This is a genomic window from Streptomyces sp. NPDC102490 (genome assembly GCF_044765285.1).
GTDB lineage: Bacteria > Actinomycetota > Actinomycetes > Streptomycetales > Streptomycetaceae > Streptomyces.
Map to the genome: position 1 here is coordinate 64,266 of NZ_JBIWJU010000002.1, position 26,211 is coordinate 90,476.

Below are 26,211 nucleotides of genomic sequence, written 5' to 3' on the forward strand. Positions count from 1 at the left end.
GCGAACGTAGCTCAGTTGGTAGAGCGCAACCTTGCCAAGGTTGAGGTCGCGAGTTCGAACCTCGTCGTTCGCTCCGTGTGAGAAGCCCCCGGCTCCGGCCGGGGGCTTCTTCGTGTGCCGCCTTTCGCGGCCCGTTACGACCAGCTCTGGCCGGTCAGCAGCTCGTAGGCCTCCACGTACTTGGCGCGGGTGGCGTCCACCACCTGCTGCGGCAGCGGCGGCGGGGGCTGCTCGCTCCGGCGGTCCCAGCCGGACTCCGCCGAGGTCAGCCAGTCCCGCACGAACTGCTTGTCGTACGAGGGCTGCGCGCGGCCCGGCTGCCACTGGGCGGCCGGCCAGAAGCGGGAGGAGTCCGGGGTGAGCACCTCGTCGGCGAGGACCAGGTCGTCCCCGTCGAAGCCGAACTCGAACTTGGTGTCCGCGAGGACGATGCCCCGCTCGCGGGCGATGTCCCGGGCGCGGGAGTAGACGGCGAGGGTGGCCTGGCGCAGGGCGGCGGCGGTCTCCGCGCCGACCTGGCGGGCGACCTCCTCGTAGGAGACGTTCTCGTCGTGCTCGCCGACCTCGGCCTTGGTGGCCGGGGTGAAGATCGGGGCGGGCAGCTCCGAGCCGTCGACCAGGCCCTCGGGGAGGGCGAGGCCGCAGACGGTGCGGGTCTCGTCGTACTCCGCCAGGCCCGAGCCGGTGAGGTAGCCGCGGGCCACGCACTCCACGGGGACCATCCGCAGCGACTTGCAGACCAGGGCGCGGCCCTCCCAGTCGGCGGGGGCGCCGTCGGGCAGCTCGGTGCTCAGGACATGGTTGGGGGCCAGGTCGGCGAGCTGCTCGAACCACCACAGGGAGAGCTGGGTGAGGACCCGGCCCTTGTCGGGGATCTCGGTCGGCAGCACCCAGTCGTAGGCGGAGATGCGGTCGCTGGCGACCATCACGAGGTCGCCCGCCTCGTTCCGGTACAGCTCGCGCACCTTGCCGGTGTGCAGATGCACCAGACCCGGAACCTGGAGCGGCTCGGGCTTTTCAACGAATCCGGACACGGTTCCTCCCCGTGGTTCTGTCCAATGCCTTGATTGTCCCGTACGTCGTGGGGAGGGCGGACGCCGGGTCAGTCCCGTTTGCAGATGCGGTCCAGGAGGTTGGCCGTGGCGCGCTGGACGCGCGGGTCGACGTGGCCGGGGCGGTCCAGGGCCGGGGACCAGGCGAAGGTGCCGGACGCGAAGACCCAGGCGCCCGACGGGGCCCGGTACAGGGACGTCTCCTGGTGCCGCCGGACGCCGTCCACGTCGGTGTACGGGGAGTGGGCGAGCAGGACCCGCTCGTCGTGCTCGGGGAGCGCGGTGCGCGGGAAGTACCGGTCGGCCTCGCCCGCCACCAGGTCCTCGATCGCGTCGCCCTCGTGCGCTCCGGTGGCCTCCCAGAGCCAGTGTCCGGCGTTGCGCACGATCATCGGGTGCGGTTCGGGGACACGGCCGGCGTACTGGATGCCGAGCAGCTGCTGCTCGGGGCGGTCGACCTCCCGCCACAGCGCGGGGCGGCCGGGTCCCTTGCGTTTGCGGCAGGTCAGCAGGCGGTCGGGGGTGCCGGACGGGGAGGGCGCCAGCTCCACCTGCCAGTACATGGTGTTGGCGGAGAGGAAGACCAGGGAGGTCCCCCGGTCGCGGGCCAGTTCCGCGGTGCGGCGCATGGGGACGGACCAGTACTCGTCGTGGCCGGGGAAGACCAGGCCACGGTAGCGGGCCGGGTCGACGCGGCCGGAGTGCAGGTCGCGGGCGTCGGCGTAGGCGAGGTCGTAGCCGTAGCGCTCGGCGAAGCGGATGAAGTCGTAGGCGTGGCCGACGTGCAGCGGCAGCCCGGCGCCCGCGTAGGGGCGATCGAAGGAGACGGTCGTCGCGGCGTCCGCCTCGCCCAGCAGCCGGCCCTCCTCGTCCCAGGCGTGGTACAGGCTGGCCCCGGTGCGGCCGTCCTCCGGATACAGGTTGTACGCCTGCCAGGTGACGTCCGGCAGGAGGAGGAGCAGGTCGGCGGGGTGGTCGTCGCGGACCGTGAAGGGCACGTGGGAGCGGTAGCCGTCGGCGGTGGTGAGGACGGCGACGTACGCGCCGACGGTCCAGTACGTCGGGATCTGCAGGCGCCAGGACAGCCACCAGTGGTGGCAGGAGACCGTGCGGTCGGCGGTGAGCGGCGGGGGCTGGACGATGCCGGACAGGCGGGGGCTGGTGGTGATCTTGGCGGCGCCGTCACCGCCGTAGTGCCCGATCCGGTAGACGTCGACGCTGAACTCCTGCGGCGGGTCGACGGTGACGTGGAAGTCGATGGCCTCACCGGGGGCGGCGGCCCCCGTCGCGGTGAAGCCCTTGATCTGGCGCCGGACGTCGTCCGCGGCGCGGGGACCCCCACCGGAGTGCGTACGAGAGCCGGTGCCGGCCTGGTCCTGGTCCGCGTACCAGGCGACGACCTGGCCGGTGTCACCGAAGTACGTCTCGCCGCCGCGCAGCCAGGGGACCGGCCCCTGCCCGAAGGGGTCCGTCACGGCGTGCGCGAGTGCTCCCGACTCCCAACGGCGGATCTGCTCGGGCCCCATGGGACAGTCCCCTCCCTCATGCCCCCGTGGTCGTGCGTATGACGAACGCCTTTGCCATGTGCGCGATCGGTCCCAGCACATCACATTTCGCACGTGGGCTGTCACTGTTCGTTGCGAAGTGGCCGAAAGTGGAAGGGGAGGGTCCGGTTCATCGGAACCCGGGGCGCGCGCGGGCGGACGAGGGGCGCTCTGCGGGAGTCAGACCAGGCGCACCGGCTTCTCCGGCCGTATGCCGACTTCGGTCATCCAGGCACGCAGCGGGCCCGGGTCGCCGGTCTCCACCAGGCTGAGCACGCGGGGTGCCAGGTCCGCGGTGCGGGCACCGCCGAGGAGGAGCGACGGCCCGTCGAGCCAGTCCAGGGCGGGGGCAGCGCCGGCGGTGTCCATCGCGGCGCAGCACACCATCGCGGTGATGTGCGCGGTGAGGATCTCCCGCCCGGTGCGCGGCGGCTGCAACGGCAACAGGGGCAGCGCGCGGTCGTCCCAGAGGGCGGCGTCGGGACCGGCGGCCGGTCCCGGGGCGGAGGCGGGGGCCGTGGCTCCGGTGGGCCGCACCTCGGCCTCCTCGCGGGCCAGCTGGGCACTGAGCCCGGCGGCCAGGGCGGCACCGCGGGCGGTGGTGCCGTCGAGGTCGTCCTCGTCGTCGGCGTCGTCGTCGGCGGGGGTGTCGGGGCCGCCGTGGGACGGGGCGTCGGTGCCGCCGTAGGGCGGGTGCGGGGCGTCGTGGTCGCCGTAGGGCGGGTGCGGGGCGTCGGTGAGGGCGTCCGGGGCGCTTCCGGGGTCCGCCTCGGCGTCGGCTACGGCGTCGGCGCGGGTGCCGGTCCCGGCGGCAGGGGTGACGGTGACCGGGGCGTCCGGGGCCGTGAGGTGGTCCAGGACGCGGGCCAGGGTCGGGCCGTCCGTGCCCGGCGCGGTGCCCTCGGCGGCGCGGCGGACCCCCAGGGTGTCCAGCACGCGGTGCAGGCGGGCCGCGTCCGTGCGCCAGGTCCGGTCGACGACCTCCTCGGGATACTCCTCCCATCCCACCGGCGACCAGTCCGGACCGGTCTCGGCGGGCCCGCCGTGGAAGAGGCGGGCGGCGAGGAGCGAGACCGCCTCGTCCATCACCCCGGGCTCCTCCAGCAGGTCACAGGCGGGACGCTCCCCCAGACGGGAGGCGAAGCCCTCGGCCAGGCGGTCCCGGCGGGACAGCTCCGTGAGGGCGGCGACGACCCCGACGTCCAGCCGCGAGGGCCAGCGGCCCATCCGCCAGGCGGGCAGCGCCACCCGGGTCAGCAGCCGGTCCCAGCCCGCGTAGGCGAGCCCGACCTGCTCCTGGGCGACGATCCGCAGACCGTAGTCCACAGCCTGTGCACGCTCGGCGGCCGCGGCCGCGACCCCGCGCTCCATCTCGGCCGCGTGCCCCCGGCAGCTGCGCAGCAGCAGCCGGGAGGCCCAGCCGAGGCCCGCGCACGCCACGCGGGAGAGCGGGTCGCGTCGGCCCGCCGAGGCCACCGCCACCGCGGCGTCCAGGCCCCGTATGAAACGCCGGGCCGCGGCTATGTCGGGGTGCGCCGAGGGTCCCGTACCGGCGACGACCGGGGCGAGGACGGCGCGCAGCTCGCCCACCCGCATCCACCACAGGAACGGTGAGCCGATCACCAGGACGGGCGCGGCGGTACTCCGGCGGTGGCCGGGTCCGCCCGGGTCGGCCAGGTCGTCGTCGTGCCTCTCCGCGGGCGGCGGGCCGTGGGCCGGGTGGGTGCGGTCCTCCAGCCAGCTGTCGCAGTCCGGGGTGAGCGCTATCGCCGAGGGGGCGGGGACGTCGAGCCGGTCGGCCAGGTCACGCACCATGCGGTAGAGGTCGGGCGCCGACTCCTCGGCGACCGTGACCGTGGGCGTCACGGCGGGCCGGGAACGGGCCACGACCAGGGCGACCCCGGCGGCGGCCAGCAGCACGAACAGCGCGAGGACGGAGACGACCCAGCGCAGGACGTCCCAGCCGCCGCCCGCCAGGCGCCCGGTGGAGCCGCCGACGAGGAGGATCACCGCGGCGGCGGCGGGCAGCAGGGCCACGGCCAGCGCGCGGCTGCGCACCCGCAGCACCGCCAGTGCCCGGGAACGCGCGGCCTGCGCGCCCATCTCCACTCCACCGATACCGGTCACGGCCGGACCTCACCCCCTCATCGCTGTCCTGTCTGTCCTGGACCGTCCTGCTGCTCTGCTGTGCTTCGGGTCGTGCTCACTCCACCCACTGTGGCACCCGGCACTGACATCGCAATGCCGGTGGGCCAAGTGCCGGAATGCTTGCGCGGCACCATAGTTGGGGCCCTGGCCCCAGTCAGCCGTATGGCCCATCGGTCACCCGATGGAATGGCTTTGGGGAAAGGTGGAGACGGACAGCAAAGGTCAGGCCCCGGCTCCTGGGACGGGAGCCGGGGCCTGTCGGGTTCGGTGACCGGGGAGGGGCGGGGGCTTACGCGCCGGCCGCCTTCGCCGCGATGTCGGTGCGGTGCTGCGAGCCGTCGAGGCCGATGCGGGCGACGGCCCGGTAGGCACGGTCACGGGCCTCGGTGAGGTCGGCGCCGGTGGCCGTGACGGACAGGACGCGGCCACCGGCGCTGACGACGGCGTCGCCCTCGGCGCGGGTGCCGGCGTGCAGCACGTAGGCGTGCGGGGCGTCCTCGGCGGCCACCGCGTCGAGGCCGGTGATCGGGTCGCCGGTGCGCGGGGTGCCGGGGTAGTTGTGCGAGGCGACGACCACGGTGACGGCCGCCTCGTCGCTCCAGCGCAGGGGCTCGAGGTCGGCGAGGTTGCCGGTGGCGGCGGCCATCAGCAGACCGGCGAGCGGGGTCTTCAGGCGGGCCAGCACGACCTGGGTCTCGGGGTCGCCGAAACGGGCGTTGAACTCGATCACGCGCACACCGCGCGAGGTGATCGCGAGCCCGGCGTAGAGGAGCCCGGAGAACGGGGTGCCGCGCCTGCGCATCTCGTCGACGGTCGGCTGGAGCACGCTCTGCACCACCTCGTCGACCAGCTTCGGGTCGGCCCAGGGCAGCGGCGAGTACGCGCCCATGCCGCCGGTGTTGGGGCCCTCGTCGCCGTCGAGGGCGCGCTTGAAGTCCTGGGCGGGCTGGAGCGGGCGGACGTTCTCGCCATCGGTGACGGCGAAGAGGGAGACCTCGGGGCCGTCCAGGAACTCCTCGATGACGACGCGCTCGCAGGCGTTCGCGTGCGCCCGGGCCGCCTCGACGTCGTCGGTGACGACGACGCCCTTGCCCGCGGCCAGCCCGTCGTCCTTGACGACGTAGGGGGCGCCGAAGGCGGCGAGGGCCGCGTCGACCTCGGCGGGGTTCGTGCACACGTAGGAGCGGGCCGTGGGCACGCCCGCGCCGGCCATCACGTCCTTGGCGAAGGCCTTGGAGCCCTCCAGCCGGGCGGCCTCCGCCGACGGGCCGAAGACCGGGATGCCCGCCTCCCGGACGGCGTCGGCGACCCCGGCGACCAACGGCGCCTCGGGCCCTACGACGACCAGCTCGGCGCCGAGACGGGTGGCCAGCGCGGTGACGGCCGCGCCGTCGAGGGCGTCGACCTGGTGCAGTTCGGCGACCTCGGCGATACCGGCGTTGCCGGGTGCGCAGTGCAGCGCGGTGACGTCGGGGTCGAGGGACAGGGAACGGCACAGGGCGTGTTCGCGGGCGCCGCCGCCGATGACAAGGACCTTCACGGGGTGCAGCCTAATGGGAACGGGCCGGTGGGGTTTGTGCGGGCTTCCGAACGGACGGGACACGCAGGCTTGTGCCTTCCTCCAGCCCGGCCCTTCCAGCCCCCCCGGGGGCTACTCGTTCACGATCTCCTCGACCACCGTGGCGCCCAGCTCGCGGACCAGCAGCTCCTTGCCGGAAAGCGCCGACTCGTCCAGGTCCGGATCGTCGTCCTCGGGGGTGTCGTCCTCGGGGGACACCGGGGGCGGCTCGGGCGCCGAGGGGCGGGGCGCGGGGGCCGGAGCGGGCGCCGGGGCGGGAGCCTGAGGCGGCGCGGCGGACGCGGGAGACGACGGCCGCTGGGCGGACGTGCCCCCACCGAAGCCGCCTCCACCACCGCCGCCGCCCCCGGAACCGCCGAAGCCGCCGGAGGGACCGGACGGGCCGGCGGCGGGCGGGGGCGCGGAGCCGCCGCCGGACGGGTCGACGACGGCGTCGATCTTCCACTGCACGTTGAACTGCTCGGCCAGGGCCTGCCGCAGTACGTCCTCGCTGCCGCTGCTCACGAAGTTGTCGCGGGCTCCGGCGTTGACGAAGCCGAGCTGGAGGGAGGTGCCGTCGAAGCCGGTCACCTGGGCGTTCTGGCTGAGCAGGATCCAGGTGAACCGACGGCGGTTCTTGACCGCTTCCAGGATGTTGGGCCACAGCGAGCGGGGGTCGACCCCGGAGGCACCCGGCGACGGGGAGCCGGGCGCGGGCGCGGCCGCCGCGGGAGCCGGGGCCGGGGCTGAGGCGGGGCCGGCACCGGCCCCGGAGCCATGACCGGGAGCGGGACCGGAGGAGGCCGGTGGCCGGCCCTGCCCACCGCCCGCCGGAGCCGCCGTGGGCCATCCGCCGGGGCGGCGCCCGCCCCCCGCCGGGGCCGCGGTCGGCCAGGCACCGGGCGCGGGCCCCGAGGCGGGCGGGGTTGCGGCAGGCGCGGGTGCGGGTTCGGTGGGGGCGGTGGCGGGAGCGGCGTCGACGGAAGGAGGCGCGGCCTGCGGGTGCCCACCACCGGCAGGACGGCCCCCCACATCGGACGCAGGACCGGCACCGGCACCGTGACCAGCACCCGCACCGGCCGCCGCGTCGGCGGAAGGGCCACCGCCCGGTACACCCGCCGGGGCACCGGCGCCCTGCCCCGCACCGGCACCGGCACCGGCACCGGCACCGGCACCCTGCCCCCGTACCGCCGCACGGGCCGCCGCAGGCCCGCCGCCCGGCGGCACCGGAGCCGCGGCGGGCGCCGCACCCCCCGCACCGGCATGCGCCTCGGGCCCGGGCACGTACCCCATGGCGGGAGCGCCCGCACCGGCCGAGAACTGCACCCCGCGCTCGATCCGGTCCAGCCGGGCCATCACCGACCGCTCGTCGCCGTACGCGGCGGGCAGCAGCACGCGCGCGCAGATCAGCTCCAGCTGGAGGCGCGGCGAGTGGGCGCCGCGCATCTCGGTGAGGCCCTCGTTGACGATGTCGGCGGCGCGGCTCAGCTCGGCGGCGCCGAAGGACCGGGCCTGCTCCTGCATCCGCTCGACCACGTCGGCGGGGGCGTCGATGAGCCCCTTCTCCGCGGCATCGGGCACGGCGGCGAGGATCACCAGGTCACGGAGGCGCTCCAGCAGGTCGGTGACGAAGCGCCGCGGGTCGTGGCCTCCCTCGATCACGTGGTCCACGACCCCGAAGGCAGCGGAGCCGTCCCCGGAGACGAAGGACTCGACGACGGAGTCGAGCAGCGAGCCGTCCGTGTAGCCAAGCAGGGCGGTGGTCATGTCGTACGTCACACCGTCGGCACCGGCGCCCGCGAGCAGCTGGTCCATGACGGACATGGAGTCACGCACGGAGCCGGCGCCGGCCCGCACCACGAGCGGGAGGACGCCCTCCTCGACCGCGATGCCCTCCCGGCCGCACACCTCGGCGAGGTAGTCGCGCAGGGTGCCGGGCGGCACGAGCCGGAACGGGTAGTGGTGGGTCCGCGACCGGATGGTCCCGATGACCTTCTCGGGCTCGGTGGTCGCGAAGATGAACTTCAGGTGCTCCGGTGGCTCCTCGACGACCTTCAGCAGAGCGTTGAAGCCCTGCGGGGAGACCATGTGGGCCTCGTCGATGATGTAGATCTTGTACCGGCTGGAGGCGGGCCCGAAGAAGGCCTTCTCGCGCAGGTCACGGGCGTCGTCCACACCACCGTGCGAGGCGGCGTCGATCTCGATGACGTCGATCGAACCCGGCCCGTTCCTCGCGAGGTCGCGGCAGGACTGGCACTCACCGCACGGGGTCGGTGTGGGGCCCTGCTCGCAGTTCAGGCAGCGCGCCAGGATCCGGGCGCTGGTCGTCTTGCCGCAGCCGCGCGGACCGCTGAACAGGTACGCGTGATTGACCCGGTTGTTCCGCAGCGCCTGCTGCAGCGGGTCGGTGACATGCCCCTGCCCGATGACCTCGGCGAAGGACTCCGGGCGGTAACGGCGGTAGAGCGCGAGAGACGACACGCATACGAGGTTATAGGCGCCCACCGACAACCGGACCGCCCGCAAAGGAGACGCCCCCCACGCACCCGCCAGAGCCAACCTACCCTTGCTGCCTTCCGGCCCTGGGGGAGTTCAGTCAGATAGCGCCGCGTGAGGGGCTGAGCCACACGTTACCCGATGTGGGGCCCTCGGAACGAGTTCGCAAGCACTCTCCGACGTCATGTAATGTTTGCCGCGGAGGATTCGCCTAGAGGCCTAGGGCGCACGCTTGGAAAGCGTGTTGGGGGCAACCCCTCACGAGTTCGAATCTCGTATCCTCCGCCAGTGCCTCACCGGGCACGATGTCGAAGGGCCCCACCGTTCGCGGTGGGGCCCTTCGACATGAGGGCTGTCGGGCCGCAGCCGCGTACGGCGAGCAGGGGTCGTGTCGGGGGGTGTCCGCCCGCAGCGGTTGTCGCGTCAACGCCGGTGAGATCTGTGGCCGACCGATTCCGCGCCGTTCCGAGGACGGACACCCCCCGGCGCGGCCCCGACCCACCCACCGGACGCACCGCGCTACGCGCACCCCCCACCGAAGCCGCACAGGCCGCCGCAGGCACCCGCATCCGGGCGGCACCCGCAGGCACCTATTCGCCGGCGGACTTCGCCGCCTTCGCCGCCTTGGCCGCCTTGGCCGCCGCCTTCATCTCCTGCTTGTGCGCCCGCACCTTGGTCAGGGACTCCGGCCCCCTGATGTCCGCGACCGACCGGAACGCGTCGGGCTCTCCGTACGCCCCCGCCGCCTCGCGCCACCCCTCGGGACGCACGCCCAGCTGCTTGCCGAGGAGCGCGAGGAAGATCTGGGCCTTCTGCTTGCCGAACCCCGGCAGCTCCTGGAGCCGTTTCAGCAGCTCCTTCCCGGTGGACACCCCCCGCCAGACGGCCTCGGCGTCACCGTCGTACGTCTCGACGAGGTACCGGCACAGCTGCTGCACCCGCCCCGCCATGGAGCCGGGGTAGCGGTGCACGGCCGGCTTCTCGGAGAGCAGCGCGGCGAACCCCTCGGGGTCGTAGGCGGCGATGTCATGCGCGTCCAAATCCTCCGCCCCCATGCGCCGCGCGATGGTCGACGGACCCTTGAACGCCCACTCCATGGGCACTTGCTGGTCCAGCAGCATGCCGACCAGCGCGGCGAGCGGGCTGCGCCCGAGGAGTTCGTCGGCCTCGGGGTCCTGGGCGAGGTGAAGTGTGACGTCCATGGTCCCGATGATCGCGCGTACGGGCTCAGGTCGCGCGCCAGTACCCCAGCGCGTTCACCCGCTGCTTCGGCACCCCCAGCTCCTTGCGGACGTACGACGAGAGCGTGCGCGTCGTCGCCGTGTCGCAGGCGATCCAGACGAACGGCTCCGCGGCGGCCCCCAGCAGCTCCGGCAGCTCCTCCTTCACCCGTGCCACCAACTGCGCCCCCGCGTCCCGGCGCGCGACCGCGCGGACCTCGTGCCGTGCGGGGTCGGTGCGGAAGGGCAGGCCGTCGTCCGTGCCGCCCTCGAACCAGACGGTCGCGGGCACCGGCCCCAGCGCGTCGAGGAGGGAGTTGAGCGCGGGCAGGGACGCGGGGTCCGCGACCGCGAAGACCCGCGAGGGAAGCGGCTGCGGCACCTCGAACCCGGTGCCCTGCACCGTCGCCTCGATCGTGTCCCCCGGCTTCGCCGCCCGGGCCCAGTCGCTCGCGCACCCCTCGTGCAGGGCGAACTCCATGGCGAAGGTCCCGGCCGCCGGGTCCGGGTCCACCAGCGTGTACCCCCGCTGGTGCGGCTTGCCCGCGTTGTCGAACCACAGCCGCACCCACATCGTGGGGTGGACGCCGGTCACCGCCAGCATGCCGCCGTCGCTCAGCCGCAGCCGCCGGTAGTGCGGGGTCACGTCCTCGACGCCCGTCACGGTGAACTCGAAGTCCTTCGCGCGCATCAGCTTGAGGACCGCGCCCTCCCAGCCCCGCCCCTGCCCCATGTTCCTTCACCTTTCACGTACTATTCGGCCACGACACACAAACTTAGGTGAGCCTAACCTAAAGGAAAGTAGAGGCACAGGGGTGAGCGCCGAGACCTACCGCGACGCCTGGGGAATCCCGCACCTGCGCGCGGACACCCCGCACGCACTCGCCCGCGCCCAGGGCCGGGTGACCGCCCGGGACCGCGCCTGGCAACTGGAGGTCGAGCGGCACCGCGCCCAGGGCACCTCCGCGGCCTTCCTCGGTCCCGGGGCCCTGTCCTGGGACCGCCTCGCCCGCCGGGCCCGGCTCGCGGACACCGCACGCCGCTGCTTCACCGCCCTGGAGCGGAAGGACCCGGAGACGGCGGCCTGGGTGCGCGCGTACGTCGACGGCGTGAACGAGGGGCTCGCCGAGACCGGACGACCGGCCCCGGAGTTCGCCCGCACCGGCCTCACCCCCGGCCGCTGGGACCCCTGGACCCCGCTCGGCGTCTGGCTCGCCACGCACCTCCTCTTCGCGGGCTTCCCCGCCAAGCTGTGGCGCGAGCACGTCTCCACGCACCTCGGCCCGGAAGCCGTGCCCCTCTTCGCCGCCGACGGCCCCGGCACCGCGGGCAGCAACGGCTGGCTGGTGAGCGGCGAGCGGACCACCACCGGGCAGGCGATCATCGCGGGCGACCCGCACCGCTTCATCGAGGACCCCGGCGTCTACCAGCAGATCCACCTCTCCTGCCCGGAGTTCGACGTCGTCGGCCTCGCCGTGCCCGGTGTTCCCGGCGTCGCCCACTTCGGTCACGCCGGCACGGTCGCCTGGGCCATCACCAACGCGATGGCCGACTACCAGGACCTGTACCGCGAGCGCCTGCGCCGCACCGGCGCCGGTGTCGAGGCGCTCGGCCCGGACGGCACCTGGCACCGCGCCGCCCGCCACACGGAGCGCATCGACGTGGCCGGGGAGGACACCGTCGAGGTCGAGATCATCGAGACCGGCCGCGGCCCGGTGATCGCCGGCGGCCCCGAGGGCCTAGACGACGGCACCCCGGCCGCCCTCAGCCTGCGCTACCCGCCCCGCGTCACCGCCGACCTCGGCTTCGGCGCCCTGCTGCCGCTGCTGCGGGCCCGCCGGGTCGCCGACGTGGACCGCGCCCTGGACGCCTGGGCCGAGCCGGTCAACGTGGTGCAGGCCGCCGACACGGAGGGCGGCCTGCTGCACCGCGTCGCGGGCCGGGTCCCGGTGCGCCCCGCCGCGAACGGCCTGCGTCCGGTGCCCGCCTGGGAACCCGGCCACGAGTGGACCGGCTGGCACGCCCCGGCCCGCGCCGGGCTGACCGACGGCGTCGCCGTGATGGCCAACCAGCGCGGCCCGTCCACCCCCCTCGGCGTCGAGTTCGCCCCTCCGCACCGCGCCGACCGCATCGCCGCCCTGCTCGCGGGCAAGGAGCGCTGGTCGGCGGCGGACATGCCCGCGATCCACACGGACACCCACCTGGGGTCGGCCGCCGCCCTCCTGGACCACCTCGCCGCTCTCACCACGACCACCCTGGCCCCCGAGGCCGCCGCCCTCTGCGACCGCCTCCTCGCCTGGGACCGGCGCATGGACGCCGACAGCGCCGACGCGGCGGCGTACGCGGCGGTGCGCTCGGCGGTCGTGCGAGGACTGGCGGCGCACCCGGCCCTGGCGTCCGCCGCGGCCCCACCCGCGTACCCCGAAGTGCTGCAACCGTGGCTCGCGCTGGTGCCGCGCGTCGCGTACGCCCTCGAACACCTCCTGCGCGCGGACGACCTGTACGGCATCGACCGCGCGGCGACCGTGCGCGCGGCGCTGGAGGAGGTCGCCGCGCGGCCGCCCGCCGGCACCTGGGGCGACACCCACCGCCTGGCCCCTTGGCGGGCGCTGCCGGACCCCGCCACCGCCCGCGAGGACGAACCCGGCCTCTCCGGCGACCACGACTGCGTGCTGTGCACCTCCCCCGTGCCCGGCCTCACCGACCGCGCCGCACGCGGCCCGGCCGCGCGGTACGTCTGGGACCTGGCCGACCGCGGGAACAGCCGTTGGGTGGTGCCGCACGGCGCCTCGGGCGACCCGGACTCGTCCCACCACCGCGACCAGCAGCCACTGTGGCTCGACGGGGAACTCGCCCCGGTGATCACCGACTTCGACCGGCTCACGAAGGAATCCGATGACTGACCCGCAAGCGCCGGCCCCCAAGCCCGCGCTCCCGTACGCCTCCCGCACCCCCGTCCACGAACAGCACCTGGACGGCTTCGGCACCGTCCGCGTCCTCCCCCTGGACCCCGTCGCGGACGCCGCGGTGGTCCACGGCTGGGTGAGCGAGGAACGGGCCGCCTTCTGGGGCATGAACGGCCTGACGGAGCAGCAGGTCGCCGCCATATACGCGCACATGGACACCCTCGACACCCACCACGCCTTCCTGGTCGTCAAGGACGCCGAGCCGGTCGCCCTGTTGCAGACCTACGACCCCGCGGCCGACCGGGTGAGCGAGTGCTACGCCACCGAGCCCGGCGACATCGGCGTCCACCTGCTCCTGGCGCCCGCCGGGACCGGGGGCGCGCGCCCCGGCTGGACCGCCGCCCTGTCGGGCGCCCTCATGGCGTACGTACTGCTGGGCCTGGACCGGACGCGGATCGTGGTCGATCCGGACGTGGACAACGAGAAGGCGATCGCCCGCTTCCTCAAGCAGGGCTTCACCGCCGGACCCCGGGTGGTCCTGCCCGAGGTGGACCTGCCGGACGTGTACCTGCCCGAGAAGAAGGCGCAACTCGCGTTCCTGCGCCGGGAGGTAGCGTTCGCCGGGTGACTGACACGCCGACCGCCGAGGACCTGATCGCGCACTACGCGCTGGAACCGATCCCGCGGGAGGGCGGCCTGTTCCGGCGCACCTGGGCCGGGCCCGACCGCCCGGACGGACGCCCCGCGGGGACCGCCATCGTGGCCCTGCTCACCGCCCGGCCGGGCGACTTCTCCGCCCTGCACCGCCTGCCGGCCGACGAGGTCTGGCACTTCTACCTCGGCGACCCGCTGGAGCTGCTGCTCCTCGCCCCGGACGGCGGCGCCCGCACGGCCGTGCTGGGACCGGACGTGCTCGGCGGGCAGCACGTCCAGTTCACGGTCCCCGCCGGTACCTGGATGGGCGGCAGGGTGGCGGCGGGCGGCCGGTGGTCCCTCTTCGGCTGCACCATGGCGCCCGGGTTCACCTACGGGGACTACGAGCACGGCGACGCCGCCGACCTCACGGCGCGCTACCCGGCCGAGACGGCGCGCATCATGGCACTGTGCCGCCCATGACCCCCTCCCCTTCCACATCTCTCCTCGACGGCCAGGTGGCCCTGGTCACCGGCGCGGGCGGCGGCATCGGCCGGGGGATCGCGCTGCGCTTCGCCGAGGAGGGCGCCGCGGTCGCGGTGCACTGCCGTACGGCGGTGGCGGCGGCTCGGGAGGTGGCGGAACGCATCCGCGAGCGTGGCGGACGCGCCACCGTCCTGCGCGCCGACCTCACCGACGAGGACGCCTGCCGGCGCCTGGTCGGGGAAGCCGCCGACTGGGGCGGCGGACGGCTCACCGCACTGGTCAACAACGCGGGCGTGCAGCCGCTGCGGGAACTGCCCGGCATGACGGCGGCCGAGTGGCGGGCGGTGGTGGACACCAACCTCACCGGCGTCTTCGCGTGCACGCAGGCTGCGGCCGACGTCATGCGGGACCAGGACGGCGGCGGCACGGTCACCCACATCGCCTCCATCGAGGCGGGCGCCCCGGCTCCCGCGCACGCGCACTACAGCGCCTCCAAGGCGGCGGTCGTGATGCACGCCCGGTCGGCGGCGCTGGAGTACGGCCCGTGGGGCGTCCGGGTGAACTCCGTCTCACCCGGCCTCGTCGACCGTGCGGGACTCGCCGAGTCCTGGCCGGAGGGCGTACGGCGATGGCTGCGGGCGGCGCCGACGGGACGGCTCGGGCGCCCGGAGGACGTGGGCGACGCGTGCGTATTCCTCGCCTCGCGGCTGGCGTCCTGGGTGACCGGCCATGACCTGGTGGTGGACGGCGGGGTGACGGCACGCCCGTCGTGGTGAGGAGCCACTGAGCACGGCGGCCTCCGCGTCCGTACGTATCCCCGAGGCAGTGGGTCCGGACGACGGAGATACGACGTGAGGTGTGACGACGGTGCACACGCTGGACACCGGGGACGAGGGACGGAACGGGCCGGGCCCCCGCTGGGCCCACGAAGCCCGAGGAGGCGAAAGCGCTCCTCGCGCCCTCCCGAACCGCTGGGGTCACTGGGTCGGCCGCGACCTCCGCTACCGCCGGGGACTCCGGCGGCTGGTGTTGTTGGGTGTCGTGCTGGGGCTGCTTCTCCTCGGGGGCGTCGGGACCGCGTCCGCGCACGCCGCGCTCGGCTCCACCGACCCCGGGGAGGGAGCCGTCCTCCAGCGGGCCCCCGGCCACGTCACCCTGACGTTCAGCGAGTCCGTCGGCCTGCGCGACGACTCCTTCCGCGTCCTGGACCCGGGCGGTCACCGCGTCCGTACGGGGGCGGCCGGACACGCGGACGGACGGGCCGACACGGTCCGGGTCGCGCTGCCGGGCGAGCTGGGGGAGGGCACGTACACCGTGGCCTGGCGGGTGGTGTCCGCCGACAGCCACCCGGTGTCGGGCGCCTTCACCTTCTCCGTGGGCACGCCGTCGCAGACGACCGCACCCGTGGACACCGGCCCCACCGAGGACCCGCTGACCGCCGCCCTCCACAAGCTCGCCCGCTACCTCGCCTACCTCGCCGCCGCCCTCCTCATCGGCACCGCCGCCTTCGTCGCCCTGTGCCGCCCGCCGGACCCGGCCCCGCTGCGCCGCCCGCTGGTGGCGGGCTGGTGGACCCTGCTGGCGGCCACCGTCGCCCTGCTGATGCTGCGCGCCCCGTACGAGGCGGGGACGGGCCCGTCCTCGGCCCTGGACGCCGGCGCGCTCGCCGACACCCTCACCGCCCGCCCCGGCGTGCTGCTGCTGACCAGGCTGGCGCTGCTGGCCCCGGTCGCGCTGTTCCTCGTCCGGATGTCCCGCGCGGACCCGCACCGGCGGCGCGACCCCCTCCTCGGCGCGGTGGGCGGCGCCCTGGCCGTCGGACTCGCCCTCACCTGGGCCGCCGCTGAGCACGCCTCCGCCGGTATCCAGGTGCCCCTCGCGCTGACCTCCTTCACCCTCCACCTGCTCGCCACCGCGGTCTGGCTCGGCGGCCTCACCGCCCTGGTCCTCACCCTGCGCTCCACCGCGGACGCCGCCACCGTCGCCCGCTTCTCCCGCGTCGCCCTCGCCTCCGTGACCGTCCTGGTGATCACGGGCGTCTACCAGTCCTGGCGCGGCCTCGGCTCCTGGGAGGCGCTCACCGGGACGACGTACGGCAGGCTGCTGCTGGTCAAGGTGCTCCTGGTGGCCGTGCTGCTGGCCGCGGCGGCGGTGTCCCGGAGATGGACGACGGCGCTGGCGACGGCGCCACTCGTCGTACGGGAGCCCGACCGGGCGCACCAGCGGGTACCGCAACCAGCGGGCGGCCCGCCGCCGCAGGCGCCGAAACCGCCGCCCCCCGATCCCGGGACCGGCGCCGGCCCCGACACCGATCCCCTCCTCCGCCGAGGTCTGCGCCGCTCCGTCCTCGCCGAGGCCGCCGTCGCCTCCGTAGTGCTGGCGGTCACGACCGTGCTGACCGCCACCCTGCCGGGCCGTGCGGCCGACGAGGCGGCGCGGACGGCCGTACCGGCGGACGGGGTGCTGCCCGCGTCCGTCACCACGATCCCGTTCGAGATCGGCACGGCCGGCCGCGGCACGGTCCAGATCACCCTGGACCCCGGCCGCACCGGCGACAACGCCGTCCAGGCCGTCGTCTTCGGCCCCGACGGCAGCCTGGCCGCCGTACCCGAACTGCGCCTCTCCTTCACCCTCCCCGACCGGCGCGTCGGCCCCATCGAGGCGGCCCTGGTCGACCGCGGCGGGTACTGGAGCGCCAACACCGTCACGCTGCCCCTCCCGGGGACCTGGACGATGAAGGCGACGGTCCGGGTGTCGGAGATCGACCAGGTGAGCGAGACCCGGCGAATACGGGTGGAGCGGTAGCCGCCGGTCCGGCGTGACCGGCGTGTGCGGCGGGACGGGTCGGCCGGGCGGCTGCTCGACCGCTAGGGCTCCTCGGTGGCCGGTCCTTCCTCGCGCTGGCTCAGCCTGGCCTTGATCACCGGGCTGACGAGCAGGTCGTACACGAGGACTCCGACGACCCCGCCGACGAGCGGGCCGACGATGGGAATCCACCAGTAGCCGCTGAACCAGTCGAAGGTGCCGGGCAGGGCGATGGCGCCCCATCCTTCGAAGAAGGTGAACAGGCGGGGGCCGAAGTCGCGGGCCGGATTGATCGCGTACCCGGCGTTGGTGCCGAAGGCGAGACCGATCGCGACGACGACGAGCCCGATGAGGAACGGGTGGAGGTTGGCCCGCGGAGCCGTGTTGCGGGTGTCGACGAGGGCGCAGATCAGCAGGAGCAGGACCCCGGTGCCCACGATCTGGTCGAGCAGGGGACCCCACCAGGAGTCGCCGAAGTACTCGGCGGGGAACGTGGCGAAGATCGAGTACGTGCTCAGCGACGTCTCCCGCGTCTCGCCCGCCTTGGCGATGGCCGCGTCGATCGCCCACCGGTAACAGGCGTACACGAGCGCGGCGGCGACGAAGGCGCCCACGACCTGGGCGAGCCAGTAGGGCAGGACCTTGCGCCACGGGAAGTCCCGCCGGACCGCGAACCCGAGGGTCACCGCGGGATTGAGGTGCGCTCCGCTGATGCCGCCGGCCACGTAGACGCCGAACACGACGGCCAGGCCCCATCCCCACGAGATGATGAGCCAGTTGGCGGGCCCGAAGTCCGCGGTCTGCCGTCCCGAGCCGGGCAGCCCGGCGACCGCGACAGCCACCGAGCCGATGCCGAACAGGATCAGAACGAACGTCCCCAGGAACTCGGCGCACATCTCACCGCCGAGGCCCTTTCGATAACCGCGTCGATGAACAATGCGTTCGGCCACCGGCCCTCCTTCACTGGAACGGAACAGACCAATCCGCCCATACCCGGAAAAAGACCGCCCGGATGCTCAACCGGGTGACGGCACCTGAAGACACCCGAGATTCCCCCTCGATGGAGCAACGCCGCGCGGCCAGGTCGTGATCGCGCGGACCTTGGGAGGTACCTCCAGGCGGCACGGGGGGGCGAGGCGGCCGCCCGCGCCGGGTGCCGAGGGAGCGCCGGATCGCGTCAGCCCCGTGGAGCAATCCGGCTGGCGTGGGTGTTCCGGCTGCTTTCAGCATGGGGCATGACCGAACCACCTAGCGGGTCCCCCGGTGGGACGCCGTACGACGACCGCGGGGTGCACGCCCGGCACGGGGCGGGGCGCGGGCCGGGCTCGGGGCGGCAGGAGCCGGAGCCCGAGCCGGCCTTCGAGGGGCCGCTGCACCTGCTGTCCCGCGCCGCCTGGCAGACCGTGCTGTTCACCGGTGCCGCCTCGCTGGTCCTGGGCGTCCTGGTGCTGGTCTGGCCGGGCGCCTCACTGCTCGCGGCCGGCGTGCTCTTCGGCCTCTACCTCGTCATCAGCGGCGTCCTCCAGCTGGCCGCCGCCTTCGGTACGCACCGGCGGACCTCGCTGCGGGTGCTGGCCTTCATCAGCGGCGCGGTGTCGATCCTGCTGGGTCTGTTCTGCTTCCGCGGCCCCTTGCAGTCGGTGCTGCTGCTCGCGCTCTGGATCGGCATCGGCTGGCTGTTCCGCGGTGTCACCCAGATCGTGGCCGCCGCGCACGACCCGGCGATGCCGGCCCGCGGCTGGCAGATCTTCCTCGGTGCCGTCACCGTCGTCGCCGGCATCGTCCTGATCGACTCGCCGGTCGAGTCGGCCACCGTCCTCATGCTGGTCGGCGGGTGGTGGCTGGTCGTCGTCGGCGTCGTGGAGATCGTCACGGCGGTGCGGCTGCGGGGGCGGGCGCGTCAGGTCCCGCGCGCCCTGTGAACGGCGCCCGCCCTACGCCGAGCGGGCGGTTCTGGCCCCCGGTGCGATGGACGGCGTACGCCGGGCGGGGACACGACTGAGATGAGCCCCGCCCCGCACGCCGCCGCCCGCCGTGGCGCCTGGCTGCGGGCCCTGGTGCTGCTGCTCGCCCTGATCGTGCCCTGTACGCACGTGACGGCGCAGTCGGCACCGGTGGAGGTGGTGGCCGGGGCGGGCGGCTCGGCGGGCGGTTCGGCGGGGGAGTACGACGCTCTCGACTCCGCCCTGCGCGTCGTGGCCCGGAGCGGCCGACGCGCCACCGTGCCGCGGCCGGTCCCGCCGTCCTTCGCGGCGGACCCGCCTCTTCGATGCGACGCCCGTTCCGTACAGGCCGCCGCCCCTCCCCGCGGCCCGCACTCCGTCGTTCTGCGCTCCGTCGTTCTGCGCTGCTGACCGCGCCGGGCCGGCCCCGTGCCGGTCCCCCGCGGACAGGGACGAACACGTGACGCACCAGGAACGAGGAAATCGCCATGCCCACCGACCCCTACGCCGTCCTGCGCGCCCTCCTGCGCGCCGAGGCCGCCCGCCGTACGCCCAAGCCTGGTTCCGCACCTCGGAAAGCCGAGGAACGGCGGCTCCCGGAGCGGGAACGGGGGCGCGGCTGACGGGAGCGTCCGGGCGGCGGGGGTGGGCACCCCCGCCGCCGCCCCCGTCTCCGCCGTCGGCGGAGTGCCGATTGATCCGGTTTACGGCGTCTTTTCCGGCGCCGCACTCCGGCGCCATGGCTGCGCCCGCAACGTCCGGGCCGGTAGGCTTTCCGTGTGATCTTCAAGCGCATCGGAAACGGCCGGCCGTACCCCGACCACGGCCGGGAAAGCACCCGGCAGTGGGCGGACGTCGCGCCGCGCCCGGTCCGCCTCGATCAGCTCGTGACGACCAAGGGCCAGCTCGACCTGGAGACGCTCCTGGCCGAGGACTCCACCTTCTACGGCGACCTGTTCGCGCACGTCGTGAAGTGGCAGGGCGATCTGTATCTGGAGGACGGCCTGCACCGGGCGGTGCGGGCCGCGCTGCAACAGCGCCAGGTGCTGCACGCCCGGGTCCTCGAACTCGACTGACGGGCGCCGAGAGGCTTCCGCTTGACCCTTTCGGGTTGCGTTGCGCCGCACCGCGGAACGTCGACTGATCATCTAATAGGCATCACCGCTCCGGCGCACTACGCTGCGCTCATGAGCATGCTGACTCCTCCCGGCATGGGTGGCCAGTACAAGATCACGGGGGACAGGTACCCGCGGATGCGCCCGGTCCGGCGGCGTGGCCGGGTCGCGTTCGTCTCCGTCGCCTGTGTCACCGTTCTCGGAGTGCTGGGCTGGGGCACGCTACAGCTCATCGACGTCTTCACCGGCGGCGACAAGGCCTCGGCGGCCGGTGCCGCGGGCTGTGTCACCACCGCGCGGGCGAGCGCCTCGCCGGCCGCTGCCGTGCTGCCGAAGCCCGGTCAGGTCACCGTCAACGTGCTCAACGCGACCACCCGCGGCGGCCTGGCGCAGAAGACCGCCGACGAGCTGAAGAAGCGCGGCTTCCGCGTGGGCGACGTGAGCAACGCGCCCAAGGAGTACGACAAGAAGGTCACCGGCACGGGGCTCCTGCTCGGGCCGGCCGCCTCCGAGAAGGGTGCGCTCCCCGTGCTCGGCACGCAGCTGCCCGGCGCCGAGCACCGCACCGACGCGGCCCGCAAGGGCGCCGCCGTCGACCTCATCATCGGCAACGGCTTCAAGGGACTGGCGAACCGCGCGGACGCCGACACGGCGCTGGTCAAGCTGACCGCGCCGCGGTCGACGCCCGCCGCGGAGAAGAAGAGCTGCTGAGCAGCCGTACGAGGTACTGGGTACGCGGTACTACTCGGCTGCTCCGTACATGCGGTCGCCCGCGTCGCCGAGGCCCGGGACGATGTAGCCCTGCTCGTTGAGGCGCTCGTCGACCGAGGCCGTCACGACCGTCACCGGGGTGCCGGCCAGCTCGCGCTCCATCAGTTCGACACCCTCGGGGGCGGCGAGCAGCACCACGGCCGTCACGTCGTCGGCGCCGCGCTTCATCAGCTCCTTGATGGACGCGACCAGGGTGCCGCCGGTGGCCAGCATCGGGTCGAGGACGTAGACCTGGCGGCCGGACAGGTCGTCCGGCATACGCGTGGCGTACGTCGACGCCTGGAGCGTCTCCTCGTTGCGCACCATGCCGAGGAAGCCCACCTCGGCGGTCGGCAGCAGCCGGACCATGCCGTCGAGCATGCCGAGACCGGCCCGCAGGATCGGCACCACCAGCGGGCGCGGGTGGGAGAGCTTGACGCCGGTGGTCTGCGAGACCGGCGTGTGGATGTCGACCTGTTCGGTGCGCACGTCGCGCGTGGCCTCGTAGGCGAGCAGGGTGACCAGCTCGTCGGCGAGACGGCGGAAGGTCGCGGAGTCGGTGCGCCGGTCGCGCAGCGTGGTGAGTTTGTGGGCGACCAGGGGGTGGTCGACGACGTGGAGACGCATGTCCACCACAGTAACCGGGCGCCGTGGGGGCGGCGTCCCCGCGGCGGGCAAGGCCGCTGGACGCGGAACCACTCGTTCACGGGCGTCAAACCGCCCGGCCGGGGGAAGGTGGGAGAGACGGACGCTAGGTGGTGAGACTGTGCCTGACCGGGACATCCACACAACGCCGTCCCCCGGCGCGGGGCGGGGTACGGAACGCGGGGCCGAGCCGAGAGCGGTGCCCGAGGACGAGCGGGAGCGGGGGCGCGAGGCGGAACGGCGTCGGCGCCGGGCCCAGTTCCTGCGCGATCTGGCGGAGGCCCGGCAGTTGCGGGACCGCGTGCAGCCGCGCCGGGTCAAGACCGCCCGGCTGCGGCACGCGATGCGCATGCGCACCTTCCGGTGGTAGTCCCTCCCCGGCTCCCGGGAGAAGTTCCTGACCCGGCCGGGGAAGATCGCGCGCCGCGCCGAGGTTGGTGGTGACGGACATACGCGGGGACCGCGAGAATCCGCGTACGATCCGCACGTGGCGGCGACGAGAACGCTGCTGGACGGCTGCCCGGGTACGCACCTTCCGGGACGCCGGTCAAAACAGCCGGACACAGGGCGCCGAAGACGTCCCCTGAGTGCCTTGTTTCTGCCACGATTCCGAGTGGGTGGGGCTCGGAGCACCGCTCCCCCGCCCGCAGCCTCCGCCGGGGGGACCCCCAACCGGCACGCCTAGGACCAGTGGGAGAGTCACGGTGTACTTCGCCGCACTGCTCGCGCGCACCGAAGACGGGTGGGAAGCGAGCGACACAGAGCTCGACGATGTGGAGACCCTGTCGGATCTTGCCGACCTGGCCCGGGAGGCCTCTCCCGACGAGGACACGGTGCTCGTGCTGATCGAGCAGGAGGACGCGTGGTTCGGAGTCGTCCGGGTGGACGGTGAGGAGGACCCTCGTATCTACGTCTCGGACGCCGCCGCGGCCGCCCGCAGCAGCTACGGCGAGATCCTGCTCACCGACGAGCTGCTCGGCCGGGACCCGGGTGAGGACGGCGACGTCCTCGACGCCCTCGACCTCGACGGCACCGAGGACGGCGAGTCCGACGACGACGAGGAGGACGACGGCGACGGCGCCGCCGCCGCGGCCACCGGCTCGGGCGAGGCCGTGCCGCACGGGCCGGTCGGTGACGCCGAGGTCCTCGACGACCTCGGGGTGAGCGAGAAGGAACTGCGCTCGATGTCCGGGGACGCGGTCGGGGAGATCGCCGAGGCCCTGGGCGCCTCCGAGGTCCTGGAGACCGTCCGCTGACCGCGCCGGCCGGTCAGTGGCCCGAGGAGGCACCGCCCGATCCGGTGCGCGACCGGTGGCGGGCCGCGATGCGGCTCGCCCTCGTCGAGGCCGGGCGGGCGGCGGAGGGCGGGGACGTGCCCGTCGGCGCCGTCGTCCTGGCGCCGGACGGCCGCACCGTGCTCAGCGCCGGACACAACGAACGCGAGGCCACCGGGGACCCGACCGCCCACGCCGAGGTCCTCGCGATCCGGCGGGCCGCGGCGGAACTGGGCGAGTGGCGCCTGTCCGGCTGCACGCTCGTCGTCACCCTGGAGCCCTGCACGATGTGCGCGGGCGCGCTCGTGCAGTCCCGCGTGGACCGCGTGGTCTACGGCGCCCGCGACGACAAGGCGGGCGCGGCCGGCTCCCTGTGGGACGTCGTGCGCGACCGGCGCCTCAACCACCGTCCCGAGGTGATCGAGGGCGTGCTCGCGGACGACTGCGCCCGGCTGCTCACGGACTTCTTCCGCGACCGCTGACCCGGCCCGGACGGGTGCCGGGACGGGTGCGGGGACGGCCGCCCGTACGGCCGTTCGTCGGCCGCGATACCGATTTCTGAGCATGCCGCTGTGTGCTGTAAGGTCTGTCTCGGTAGCGTGTCCGAGCGGCCGAAGGAGCTCGCCTCGAAAGCGAGTGTGGCGCAAGTCACCGAGGGTTCAAATCCCTCCGCTACCGCTTTGAAAGGGCCCCGTCGAAAGACGGGGCCCTTCGTGCGATCATGAGCGACCGAAGGCGTGAGTCGAAAGGGACAGGGGAGGCCGCGGTGGCGGTGAACTCGAAGAAGATCGCCGTCTACGTGCTCGTGGTCTTCGTGCTGTACGTGATCATCACTGATCCCGCCAAGGCAGCCGACTACGTGGAGATAGGTTTCCAGGGCGTGTCCGACGCGGCGGGCGCCGTGGGCGACTTCATGACCTGGGCCGCCAACGGAGGAGAATGATGATCCGCCACCTCGTCCTGTTCAAGCTGAACGACGGCGTCGGACGCGACGACCCGCGCGTCGTGGAGGGCGCCGAGGCCTTCCGGGCGCTCGGCGGCCAGATCGACGACCTCCGCTTCTGGGAGTGCGCCTGGAACATCAGCGACCGGCCCATCGCCTACGACTTCGCCATCAACTCGGCGGTGGACGACGCCGACGCCCTCCGGCGCTACCTCGAACACCCGGCGCACCAGGCGGGCGTCGCGCTGTGGCGGGAGTTCGCCACCTGGGTGATCGCCGACTACGAGTTCTAGTAGCCCCGCGGGCCCCTGAGCCCCCTCGGGCCGCGCCCCGGCCCCGCACCAGCCCGGTGCGGGGCCTTTCGCATTCACTCAACACGACCTTATGCGGTGCTTGCACACAGTGGACATGTCTTGTGATGCTATGACCGCTTTTGACGGATGAGTTGACGGAAGAGTTGACAGATCACGAGGTGGAGTTGACCGTGCCGGCCAGTACTGCGCCTCAAGCACCGCCCGCGCCGCCCGCCCAGGCCCAGGAGGCCCCCGCGCCGCAGCGCAGCCGGGGTGCCGACACCCGGGCCCTCACTCAGGTGCTCTTCGGTGAACTGAAGGGCCTCACCCCGGGCACGCCGGAGCACGACCGGGTGCGCGCGGCGCTCATCGAGGCCAACCTCCCGCTGGTGCGCTACGCCGCCGCCCGGTTCCGCTCCCGCAACGAGCCGATGGAGGACGTCGTCCAGGTCGGCACCATCGGGCTGATCAACGCCATCGACCGCTTCGACCCGGAGCGGGGCGTGCAGTTCCCGACGTTCGCGATGCCCACGGTGGTCGGGGAGATCAAGCGGTACTTCCGCGACAACGTCCGCACGGTGCACGTACCGCGCCGGCTGCACGAGCTGTGGGTGCAGGTCAACAGCGCCACCGAGGACCTGACCACCGCCTTCGGGCGCTCCCCGACGACCGCCGAGATCGCCGAGCGGCTGCGCATCACCGAGGAGGAGGTGCTGTCCTGCATCGAGGCGGGACGGTCGTACCACGCCACCTCGCTGGAGGCCGCGCAGGAGGGCGACGGGCTGCCCGGACTGCTCGACCGGCTCGGCTACGAGGACCCGGCGCTGGACGGGGTCGAGCACCGCGACCTGGTGCGCCACCTGCTCGTCCAACTCCCCGAGCGGGAGCAGCGGATCCTGCTGCTGCGCTACTACAGCAACCTCACGCAGTCCCAGATCAGTGCCGAACTCGGCGTCTCGCAGATGCACGTCTCCCGGCTACTGGCGCGTAGTTTCCAGCGGTTGAGGTCGGCGAACCGGATCGACGCGTAAGCTCGGCCACGACTTGGGGCGGAGTCGAAAGCGCGAGCGAGGGGTCACCGGCGAGAGCGAATCGCTCACCAGGGCCGTTGCGGACGGAATCGGGCTGAAAGCCCATCAGACCCCTTGTTTCCAGGGGGTATTCGCATCTCAGATGTCGACATGTCACTACAGCGCGTTGCCGACATGTGACATTCTGCCGGAGACGCGTTTGCCGGAGCGTCGGCTCCGGTATTCAGGTGAAGGCTGCGTTCCCGGCGTGGGAGCGTGTGCCGCGACCGTCCCGCGACCCAAAGGGGGTGGCATGTCCGCACAACAGGGCAGCTCGAAGGTGCTTGCGCTCGCGGAGAGCGAGACCGCGCCCGACTCGATCGAGGCGCTCGCCGTCGTCGAGCCCGTCGGCCCCATCGACTCCGTCGGCCCCGTCGACGGCCTTCAGGCCGGCGACGCCGTGCCGGACCTCGACGCCGTGCCGGCCCAGGCCCTCCCGGCCACGGGGGCCATCGACACCCGCACCCTGTCCCGCTCCCTGTTCCTGCGGCTCGCCGCCCTCGCCGAGGACAGCCCCGAGCGTGCCTACGTCCGGGACACCCTGATCGAGCTCAACCTCCCGCTGGTGCGTTACGCCGCCGCGCGCTTCCGCTCCCGCAACGAGCCGATGGAGGACATCGTCCAGGTCGGCACCATCGGCCTGATCAAGGCGATCGACCGCTTCGACTGCGAACGGGGCGTCGAGTTCCCGACGTTCGCCATGCCGACCGTCGTCGGCGAGATCAAGCGGTTCTTCCGCGACACCTCGTGGTCGGTGCGCGTCCCGCGCCGCCTCCAGGAGCTGCGCCTGGCCCTGACGAAGGCCAGCGACGAGCTGTCCCAGAAGCTGGACCGCTCGCCGACCGTGGGCGAGCTGGCCGCCGTGCTCGGCGTGTCCGAGGAGGACGTCGTCGACGGCCTCGCGGTCGGCAACGCCTACACCGCCTCCTCGCTGGACTCCCCGGCCCCGGAGGACGACGGCGGCGAGGGCTCGCTGGCGGACCGCCTGGGCTACGAGGACACGGCGCTGGAGGGCGTGGAGTACCGCGAGTCCCTCAAGCCGCTGCTGGCCAAGCTGCCGCCCCGGGAGCGGCGGATCATCATGCTGCGCTTCTTCGCCAACATGACCCAGTCGCAGATCGGCGAGGAGGTCGGCATCTCGCAGATGCACGTCTCCCGGCTGCTCACCCGCACCCTGTCGCAGCTGCGCGAGGGGCTCATCTCCGACTGAGGCCCGTCCCGGGACGGTCGGCAGGACAGCGCGGCGACCGCCGCGGCACCTCGGGGGTGCCGCGGCGGTCGTCTTCGTGTGCGCCGGTACCGGCCGGAGGGGCCCGGTGCCCCTGGCCGG

At 73.7% G+C, this 26,211-nt stretch carries 26 protein-coding genes, 3 tRNA genes and 1 other RNA gene; 20 read left to right on the forward strand and 10 right to left on the reverse strand.

What is annotated here, in order from left to right:
* Positions 1 to 73, forward strand: a tRNA-Gly gene (locus ACIRGB_RS03730).
* A 61-nt stretch (positions 74 to 134) separates the two neighbouring features.
* On the opposite strand, the gene ACIRGB_RS03735 is transcribed toward ACIRGB_RS03730, so the two are convergent.
* From ACIRGB_RS03735 to ffs, 6 genes are all read right to left on the reverse strand, one after another.
* Complete coding sequence (locus ACIRGB_RS03735; RefSeq protein ID WP_403858297.1) at positions 135 to 1,034, reverse strand: phosphoribosylaminoimidazolesuccinocarboxamide synthase; 900 nt, start codon at positions 1,032 to 1,034, stop codon at positions 135 to 137.
* A 68-nt stretch (positions 1,035 to 1,102) separates the two neighbouring features.
* Complete coding sequence (locus tag ACIRGB_RS03740; RefSeq protein ID WP_403858299.1) at positions 1,103 to 2,578, reverse strand: N,N-dimethylformamidase beta subunit family domain-containing protein; 1,476 nt, start codon at positions 2,576 to 2,578, stop codon at positions 1,103 to 1,105.
* A gap of 198 nt (positions 2,579 to 2,776) precedes the next feature.
* Positions 2,777 to 4,723 carry a hypothetical protein gene (locus ACIRGB_RS03745; protein WP_403858301.1) on the reverse strand — a complete coding sequence of 649 codons (1,947 nt, stop codon included), beginning with the start codon at positions 4,721 to 4,723 and terminating at the stop codon, positions 2,777 to 2,779.
* Positions 4,724 to 5,033: 310 nt separating this feature from the next.
* Positions 5,034 to 6,284 carry a phosphoribosylamine--glycine ligase gene (gene purD / locus ACIRGB_RS03750; protein WP_226028640.1) on the reverse strand — a complete coding sequence of 417 codons (1,251 nt, stop codon included), beginning with the start codon at positions 6,282 to 6,284 and terminating at the stop codon, positions 5,034 to 5,036.
* A gap of 111 nt (positions 6,285 to 6,395) precedes the next feature.
* Positions 6,396 to 8,783: a DNA polymerase III subunit gamma and tau gene (locus tag ACIRGB_RS03755; RefSeq protein ID WP_403858304.1), complete on the reverse strand. Its 2,388-nt coding sequence runs from the start codon at positions 8,781 to 8,783 to the stop codon at positions 6,396 to 6,398.
* Between the two features lie 45 nt (positions 8,784 to 8,828).
* Positions 8,829 to 8,925, reverse strand: an RNA gene (gene ffs, locus ACIRGB_RS03760) — signal recognition particle sRNA small type.
* A gap of 73 nt (positions 8,926 to 8,998) precedes the next feature.
* On the opposite strand from ffs, the gene ACIRGB_RS03765 reads away from it, so the two are divergent.
* Positions 8,999 to 9,086 (forward strand) — tRNA-Ser (locus tag ACIRGB_RS03765).
* 302 nt (positions 9,087 to 9,388) lie between these two features.
* Here ACIRGB_RS03765 and ACIRGB_RS03770 read toward each other — a convergent pair.
* Complete coding sequence (locus ACIRGB_RS03770) at positions 9,389 to 10,000, reverse strand: HhH-GPD-type base excision DNA repair protein (protein WP_403858306.1); 612 nt, start codon at positions 9,998 to 10,000, stop codon at positions 9,389 to 9,391.
* A gap of 25 nt (positions 10,001 to 10,025) precedes the next feature.
* Complete coding sequence (locus ACIRGB_RS03775; protein ID WP_403858308.1) at positions 10,026 to 10,751, reverse strand: siderophore-interacting protein; 726 nt, start codon at positions 10,749 to 10,751, stop codon at positions 10,026 to 10,028.
* An 82-nt stretch (positions 10,752 to 10,833) separates the two neighbouring features.
* Between ACIRGB_RS03775 and ACIRGB_RS03780 the strand changes: the two genes are divergently transcribed.
* From ACIRGB_RS03780 to ACIRGB_RS03800, 5 genes are all read left to right on the forward strand, one after another.
* Positions 10,834 to 12,921, forward strand: a complete 2,088-nt coding sequence (locus ACIRGB_RS03780; RefSeq protein ID WP_403858310.1) for a penicillin acylase family protein — start codon at positions 10,834 to 10,836, stop codon at positions 12,919 to 12,921.
* Positions 12,914 to 13,552, forward strand: coding sequence for a GNAT family N-acetyltransferase (locus ACIRGB_RS03785; protein ID WP_403858312.1), 639 nt, complete (start codon positions 12,914 to 12,916; stop codon positions 13,550 to 13,552). Before ACIRGB_RS03780 ends, ACIRGB_RS03785 begins: the two co-directional genes overlap by 8 nt.
* Positions 13,549 to 14,040, forward strand: a complete 492-nt coding sequence (locus ACIRGB_RS03790; protein ID WP_403858314.1) for a cupin domain-containing protein — start codon at positions 13,549 to 13,551, stop codon at positions 14,038 to 14,040. The genes ACIRGB_RS03785 and ACIRGB_RS03790 overlap by 4 nt, the downstream gene beginning before the upstream one ends.
* Positions 14,037 to 14,819 (forward strand): SDR family NAD(P)-dependent oxidoreductase, encoded by a 783-nt coding sequence (locus ACIRGB_RS03795; RefSeq protein ID WP_403858316.1) that lies wholly within the window; start codon positions 14,037 to 14,039, stop codon positions 14,817 to 14,819. Before ACIRGB_RS03790 ends, ACIRGB_RS03795 begins: the two co-directional genes overlap by 4 nt.
* A gap of 250 nt (positions 14,820 to 15,069) precedes the next feature.
* Positions 15,070 to 16,848 (forward strand): copper resistance protein CopC, encoded by a 1,779-nt coding sequence (locus ACIRGB_RS03800; RefSeq protein ID WP_403858318.1) that lies wholly within the window; start codon positions 15,070 to 15,072, stop codon positions 16,846 to 16,848.
* A 62-nt stretch (positions 16,849 to 16,910) separates the two neighbouring features.
* On the opposite strand, the gene ACIRGB_RS03805 is transcribed toward ACIRGB_RS03800, so the two are convergent.
* A complete protein-coding gene (locus ACIRGB_RS03805) occupies positions 16,911 to 17,744 on the reverse strand; it encodes an MIP/aquaporin family protein (protein WP_403859285.1) in 834 nt (277 codons plus the stop codon).
* A 339-nt stretch (positions 17,745 to 18,083) separates the two neighbouring features.
* On the opposite strand from ACIRGB_RS03805, the gene ACIRGB_RS03810 reads away from it, so the two are divergent.
* The 5 genes from ACIRGB_RS03810 (at position 18,084) to ACIRGB_RS03830 (ending at position 20,617) form a co-directional block, all read left to right on the forward strand.
* Complete coding sequence (locus ACIRGB_RS03810) at positions 18,084 to 18,770, forward strand: HdeD family acid-resistance protein (RefSeq protein ID WP_403858320.1); 687 nt, start codon at positions 18,084 to 18,086, stop codon at positions 18,768 to 18,770.
* Positions 18,771 to 18,851: 81 nt separating this feature from the next.
* The gene (locus ACIRGB_RS03815) at positions 18,852 to 19,202 is read left to right on the forward strand and encodes a hypothetical protein (protein WP_403858322.1); all 351 of its coding nucleotides are present in this window, start codon (positions 18,852 to 18,854) and stop codon (positions 19,200 to 19,202) included.
* 77 nt (positions 19,203 to 19,279) lie between these two features.
* Positions 19,280 to 19,414, forward strand: a complete 135-nt coding sequence (locus tag ACIRGB_RS03820; RefSeq protein WP_403858324.1) for a hypothetical protein — start codon at positions 19,280 to 19,282, stop codon at positions 19,412 to 19,414.
* 156 nt (positions 19,415 to 19,570) lie between these two features.
* Positions 19,571 to 19,867, forward strand: coding sequence for a type II toxin-antitoxin system VapB family antitoxin (locus tag ACIRGB_RS03825; RefSeq protein ID WP_003999914.1), 297 nt, complete (start codon positions 19,571 to 19,573; stop codon positions 19,865 to 19,867).
* A gap of 135 nt (positions 19,868 to 20,002) precedes the next feature.
* Positions 20,003 to 20,617 carry a LytR C-terminal domain-containing protein gene (locus ACIRGB_RS03830; protein WP_403859287.1) on the forward strand — a complete coding sequence of 205 codons (615 nt, stop codon included), beginning with the start codon at positions 20,003 to 20,005 and terminating at the stop codon, positions 20,615 to 20,617.
* Between the two features lie 30 nt (positions 20,618 to 20,647).
* Here ACIRGB_RS03830 and upp read toward each other — a convergent pair whose 3' ends face one another.
* Positions 20,648 to 21,283 (reverse strand): uracil phosphoribosyltransferase, encoded by a 636-nt coding sequence (upp, locus tag ACIRGB_RS03835; RefSeq protein WP_403858326.1) that lies wholly within the window; start codon positions 21,281 to 21,283, stop codon positions 20,648 to 20,650.
* A gap of 139 nt (positions 21,284 to 21,422) precedes the next feature.
* On the opposite strand from upp, the gene ACIRGB_RS03840 reads away from it, so the two are divergent.
* The 8 genes from ACIRGB_RS03840 (at position 21,423) to ACIRGB_RS03875 (ending at position 26,091) form a co-directional block, all read left to right on the forward strand.
* The gene (locus ACIRGB_RS03840; protein WP_403858328.1) at positions 21,423 to 21,671 is read left to right on the forward strand and encodes a hypothetical protein; all 249 of its coding nucleotides are present in this window, start codon (positions 21,423 to 21,425) and stop codon (positions 21,669 to 21,671) included.
* Between the two features lie 334 nt (positions 21,672 to 22,005).
* Positions 22,006 to 22,557, forward strand: coding sequence for a hypothetical protein (locus ACIRGB_RS03845; protein WP_403858330.1), 552 nt, complete (start codon positions 22,006 to 22,008; stop codon positions 22,555 to 22,557).
* A gap of 68 nt (positions 22,558 to 22,625) precedes the next feature.
* Complete coding sequence (tadA, locus tag ACIRGB_RS03850) at positions 22,626 to 23,057, forward strand: tRNA adenosine(34) deaminase TadA (RefSeq protein ID WP_403859289.1); 432 nt, start codon at positions 22,626 to 22,628, stop codon at positions 23,055 to 23,057.
* Between the two features lie 111 nt (positions 23,058 to 23,168).
* Positions 23,169 to 23,253 (forward strand) — tRNA-Ser (locus ACIRGB_RS03855).
* A gap of 88 nt (positions 23,254 to 23,341) precedes the next feature.
* The gene (locus ACIRGB_RS03860) at positions 23,342 to 23,518 is read left to right on the forward strand and encodes a hypothetical protein (RefSeq protein WP_403858332.1); all 177 of its coding nucleotides are present in this window, start codon (positions 23,342 to 23,344) and stop codon (positions 23,516 to 23,518) included.
* Positions 23,518 to 23,811, forward strand: coding sequence for a Dabb family protein (locus ACIRGB_RS03865; RefSeq protein WP_403859290.1), 294 nt, complete (start codon positions 23,518 to 23,520; stop codon positions 23,809 to 23,811). The genes ACIRGB_RS03860 and ACIRGB_RS03865 overlap by 1 nt, the downstream gene beginning before the upstream one ends.
* Positions 23,812 to 24,002: 191 nt before the next feature.
* Positions 24,003 to 24,842 (forward strand): RNA polymerase sigma factor SigF, encoded by an 840-nt coding sequence (locus tag ACIRGB_RS03870; RefSeq protein ID WP_030188868.1) that lies wholly within the window; start codon positions 24,003 to 24,005, stop codon positions 24,840 to 24,842.
* A 292-nt stretch (positions 24,843 to 25,134) separates the two neighbouring features.
* Positions 25,135 to 26,091 (forward strand): RNA polymerase sigma factor SigF, encoded by a 957-nt coding sequence (locus tag ACIRGB_RS03875; protein WP_403858334.1) that lies wholly within the window; start codon positions 25,135 to 25,137, stop codon positions 26,089 to 26,091.
* Positions 26,092 to 26,211: the final 120 nt, after the last annotated feature.

Coding starts and splice junctions, on each gene's coding strand:
- tadA (WP_403859289.1), top strand. CDS start 22,626: ATGCGGCTCGCCCTCGTCGAGGCCGGGCGGGCGGCGGAGGGCGGGGAC.
- ACIRGB_RS03785 (WP_403858312.1), top strand. CDS start 12,914: ATGACTGACCCGCAAGCGCCGGCCCCCAAGCCCGCGCTCCCGTACGCC.
- ACIRGB_RS03810 (WP_403858320.1), top strand. CDS start 18,084: ATGACCGAACCACCTAGCGGGTCCCCCGGTGGGACGCCGTACGACGAC.
- upp (WP_403858326.1), bottom strand. CDS start 21,283: ATGCGTCTCCACGTCGTCGACCACCCCCTGGTCGCCCACAAACTCACC.
- ACIRGB_RS03875 (WP_403858334.1), top strand. CDS start 25,135: ATGTCCGCACAACAGGGCAGCTCGAAGGTGCTTGCGCTCGCGGAGAGC.
- ACIRGB_RS03815 (WP_403858322.1), top strand. CDS start 18,852: ATGAGCCCCGCCCCGCACGCCGCCGCCCGCCGTGGCGCCTGGCTGCGG.
- ACIRGB_RS03820 (WP_403858324.1), top strand. CDS start 19,280: ATGCCCACCGACCCCTACGCCGTCCTGCGCGCCCTCCTGCGCGCCGAG.
- ACIRGB_RS03775 (WP_403858308.1), bottom strand. CDS start 10,751: ATGGGGCAGGGGCGGGGCTGGGAGGGCGCGGTCCTCAAGCTGATGCGC.
- ACIRGB_RS03740 (WP_403858299.1), bottom strand. CDS start 2,578: ATGGGGCCCGAGCAGATCCGCCGTTGGGAGTCGGGAGCACTCGCGCAC.
- ACIRGB_RS03770 (WP_403858306.1), bottom strand. CDS start 10,000: ATGGACGTCACACTTCACCTCGCCCAGGACCCCGAGGCCGACGAACTC.
- ACIRGB_RS03830 (WP_403859287.1), top strand. CDS start 20,003: ATGGGTGGCCAGTACAAGATCACGGGGGACAGGTACCCGCGGATGCGC.
- ACIRGB_RS03805 (WP_403859285.1), bottom strand. CDS start 17,744: ATGTGCGCCGAGTTCCTGGGGACGTTCGTTCTGATCCTGTTCGGCATC.
- ACIRGB_RS03795 (WP_403858316.1), top strand. CDS start 14,037: ATGACCCCCTCCCCTTCCACATCTCTCCTCGACGGCCAGGTGGCCCTG.
- ACIRGB_RS03865 (WP_403859290.1), top strand. CDS start 23,518: ATGATCCGCCACCTCGTCCTGTTCAAGCTGAACGACGGCGTCGGACGC.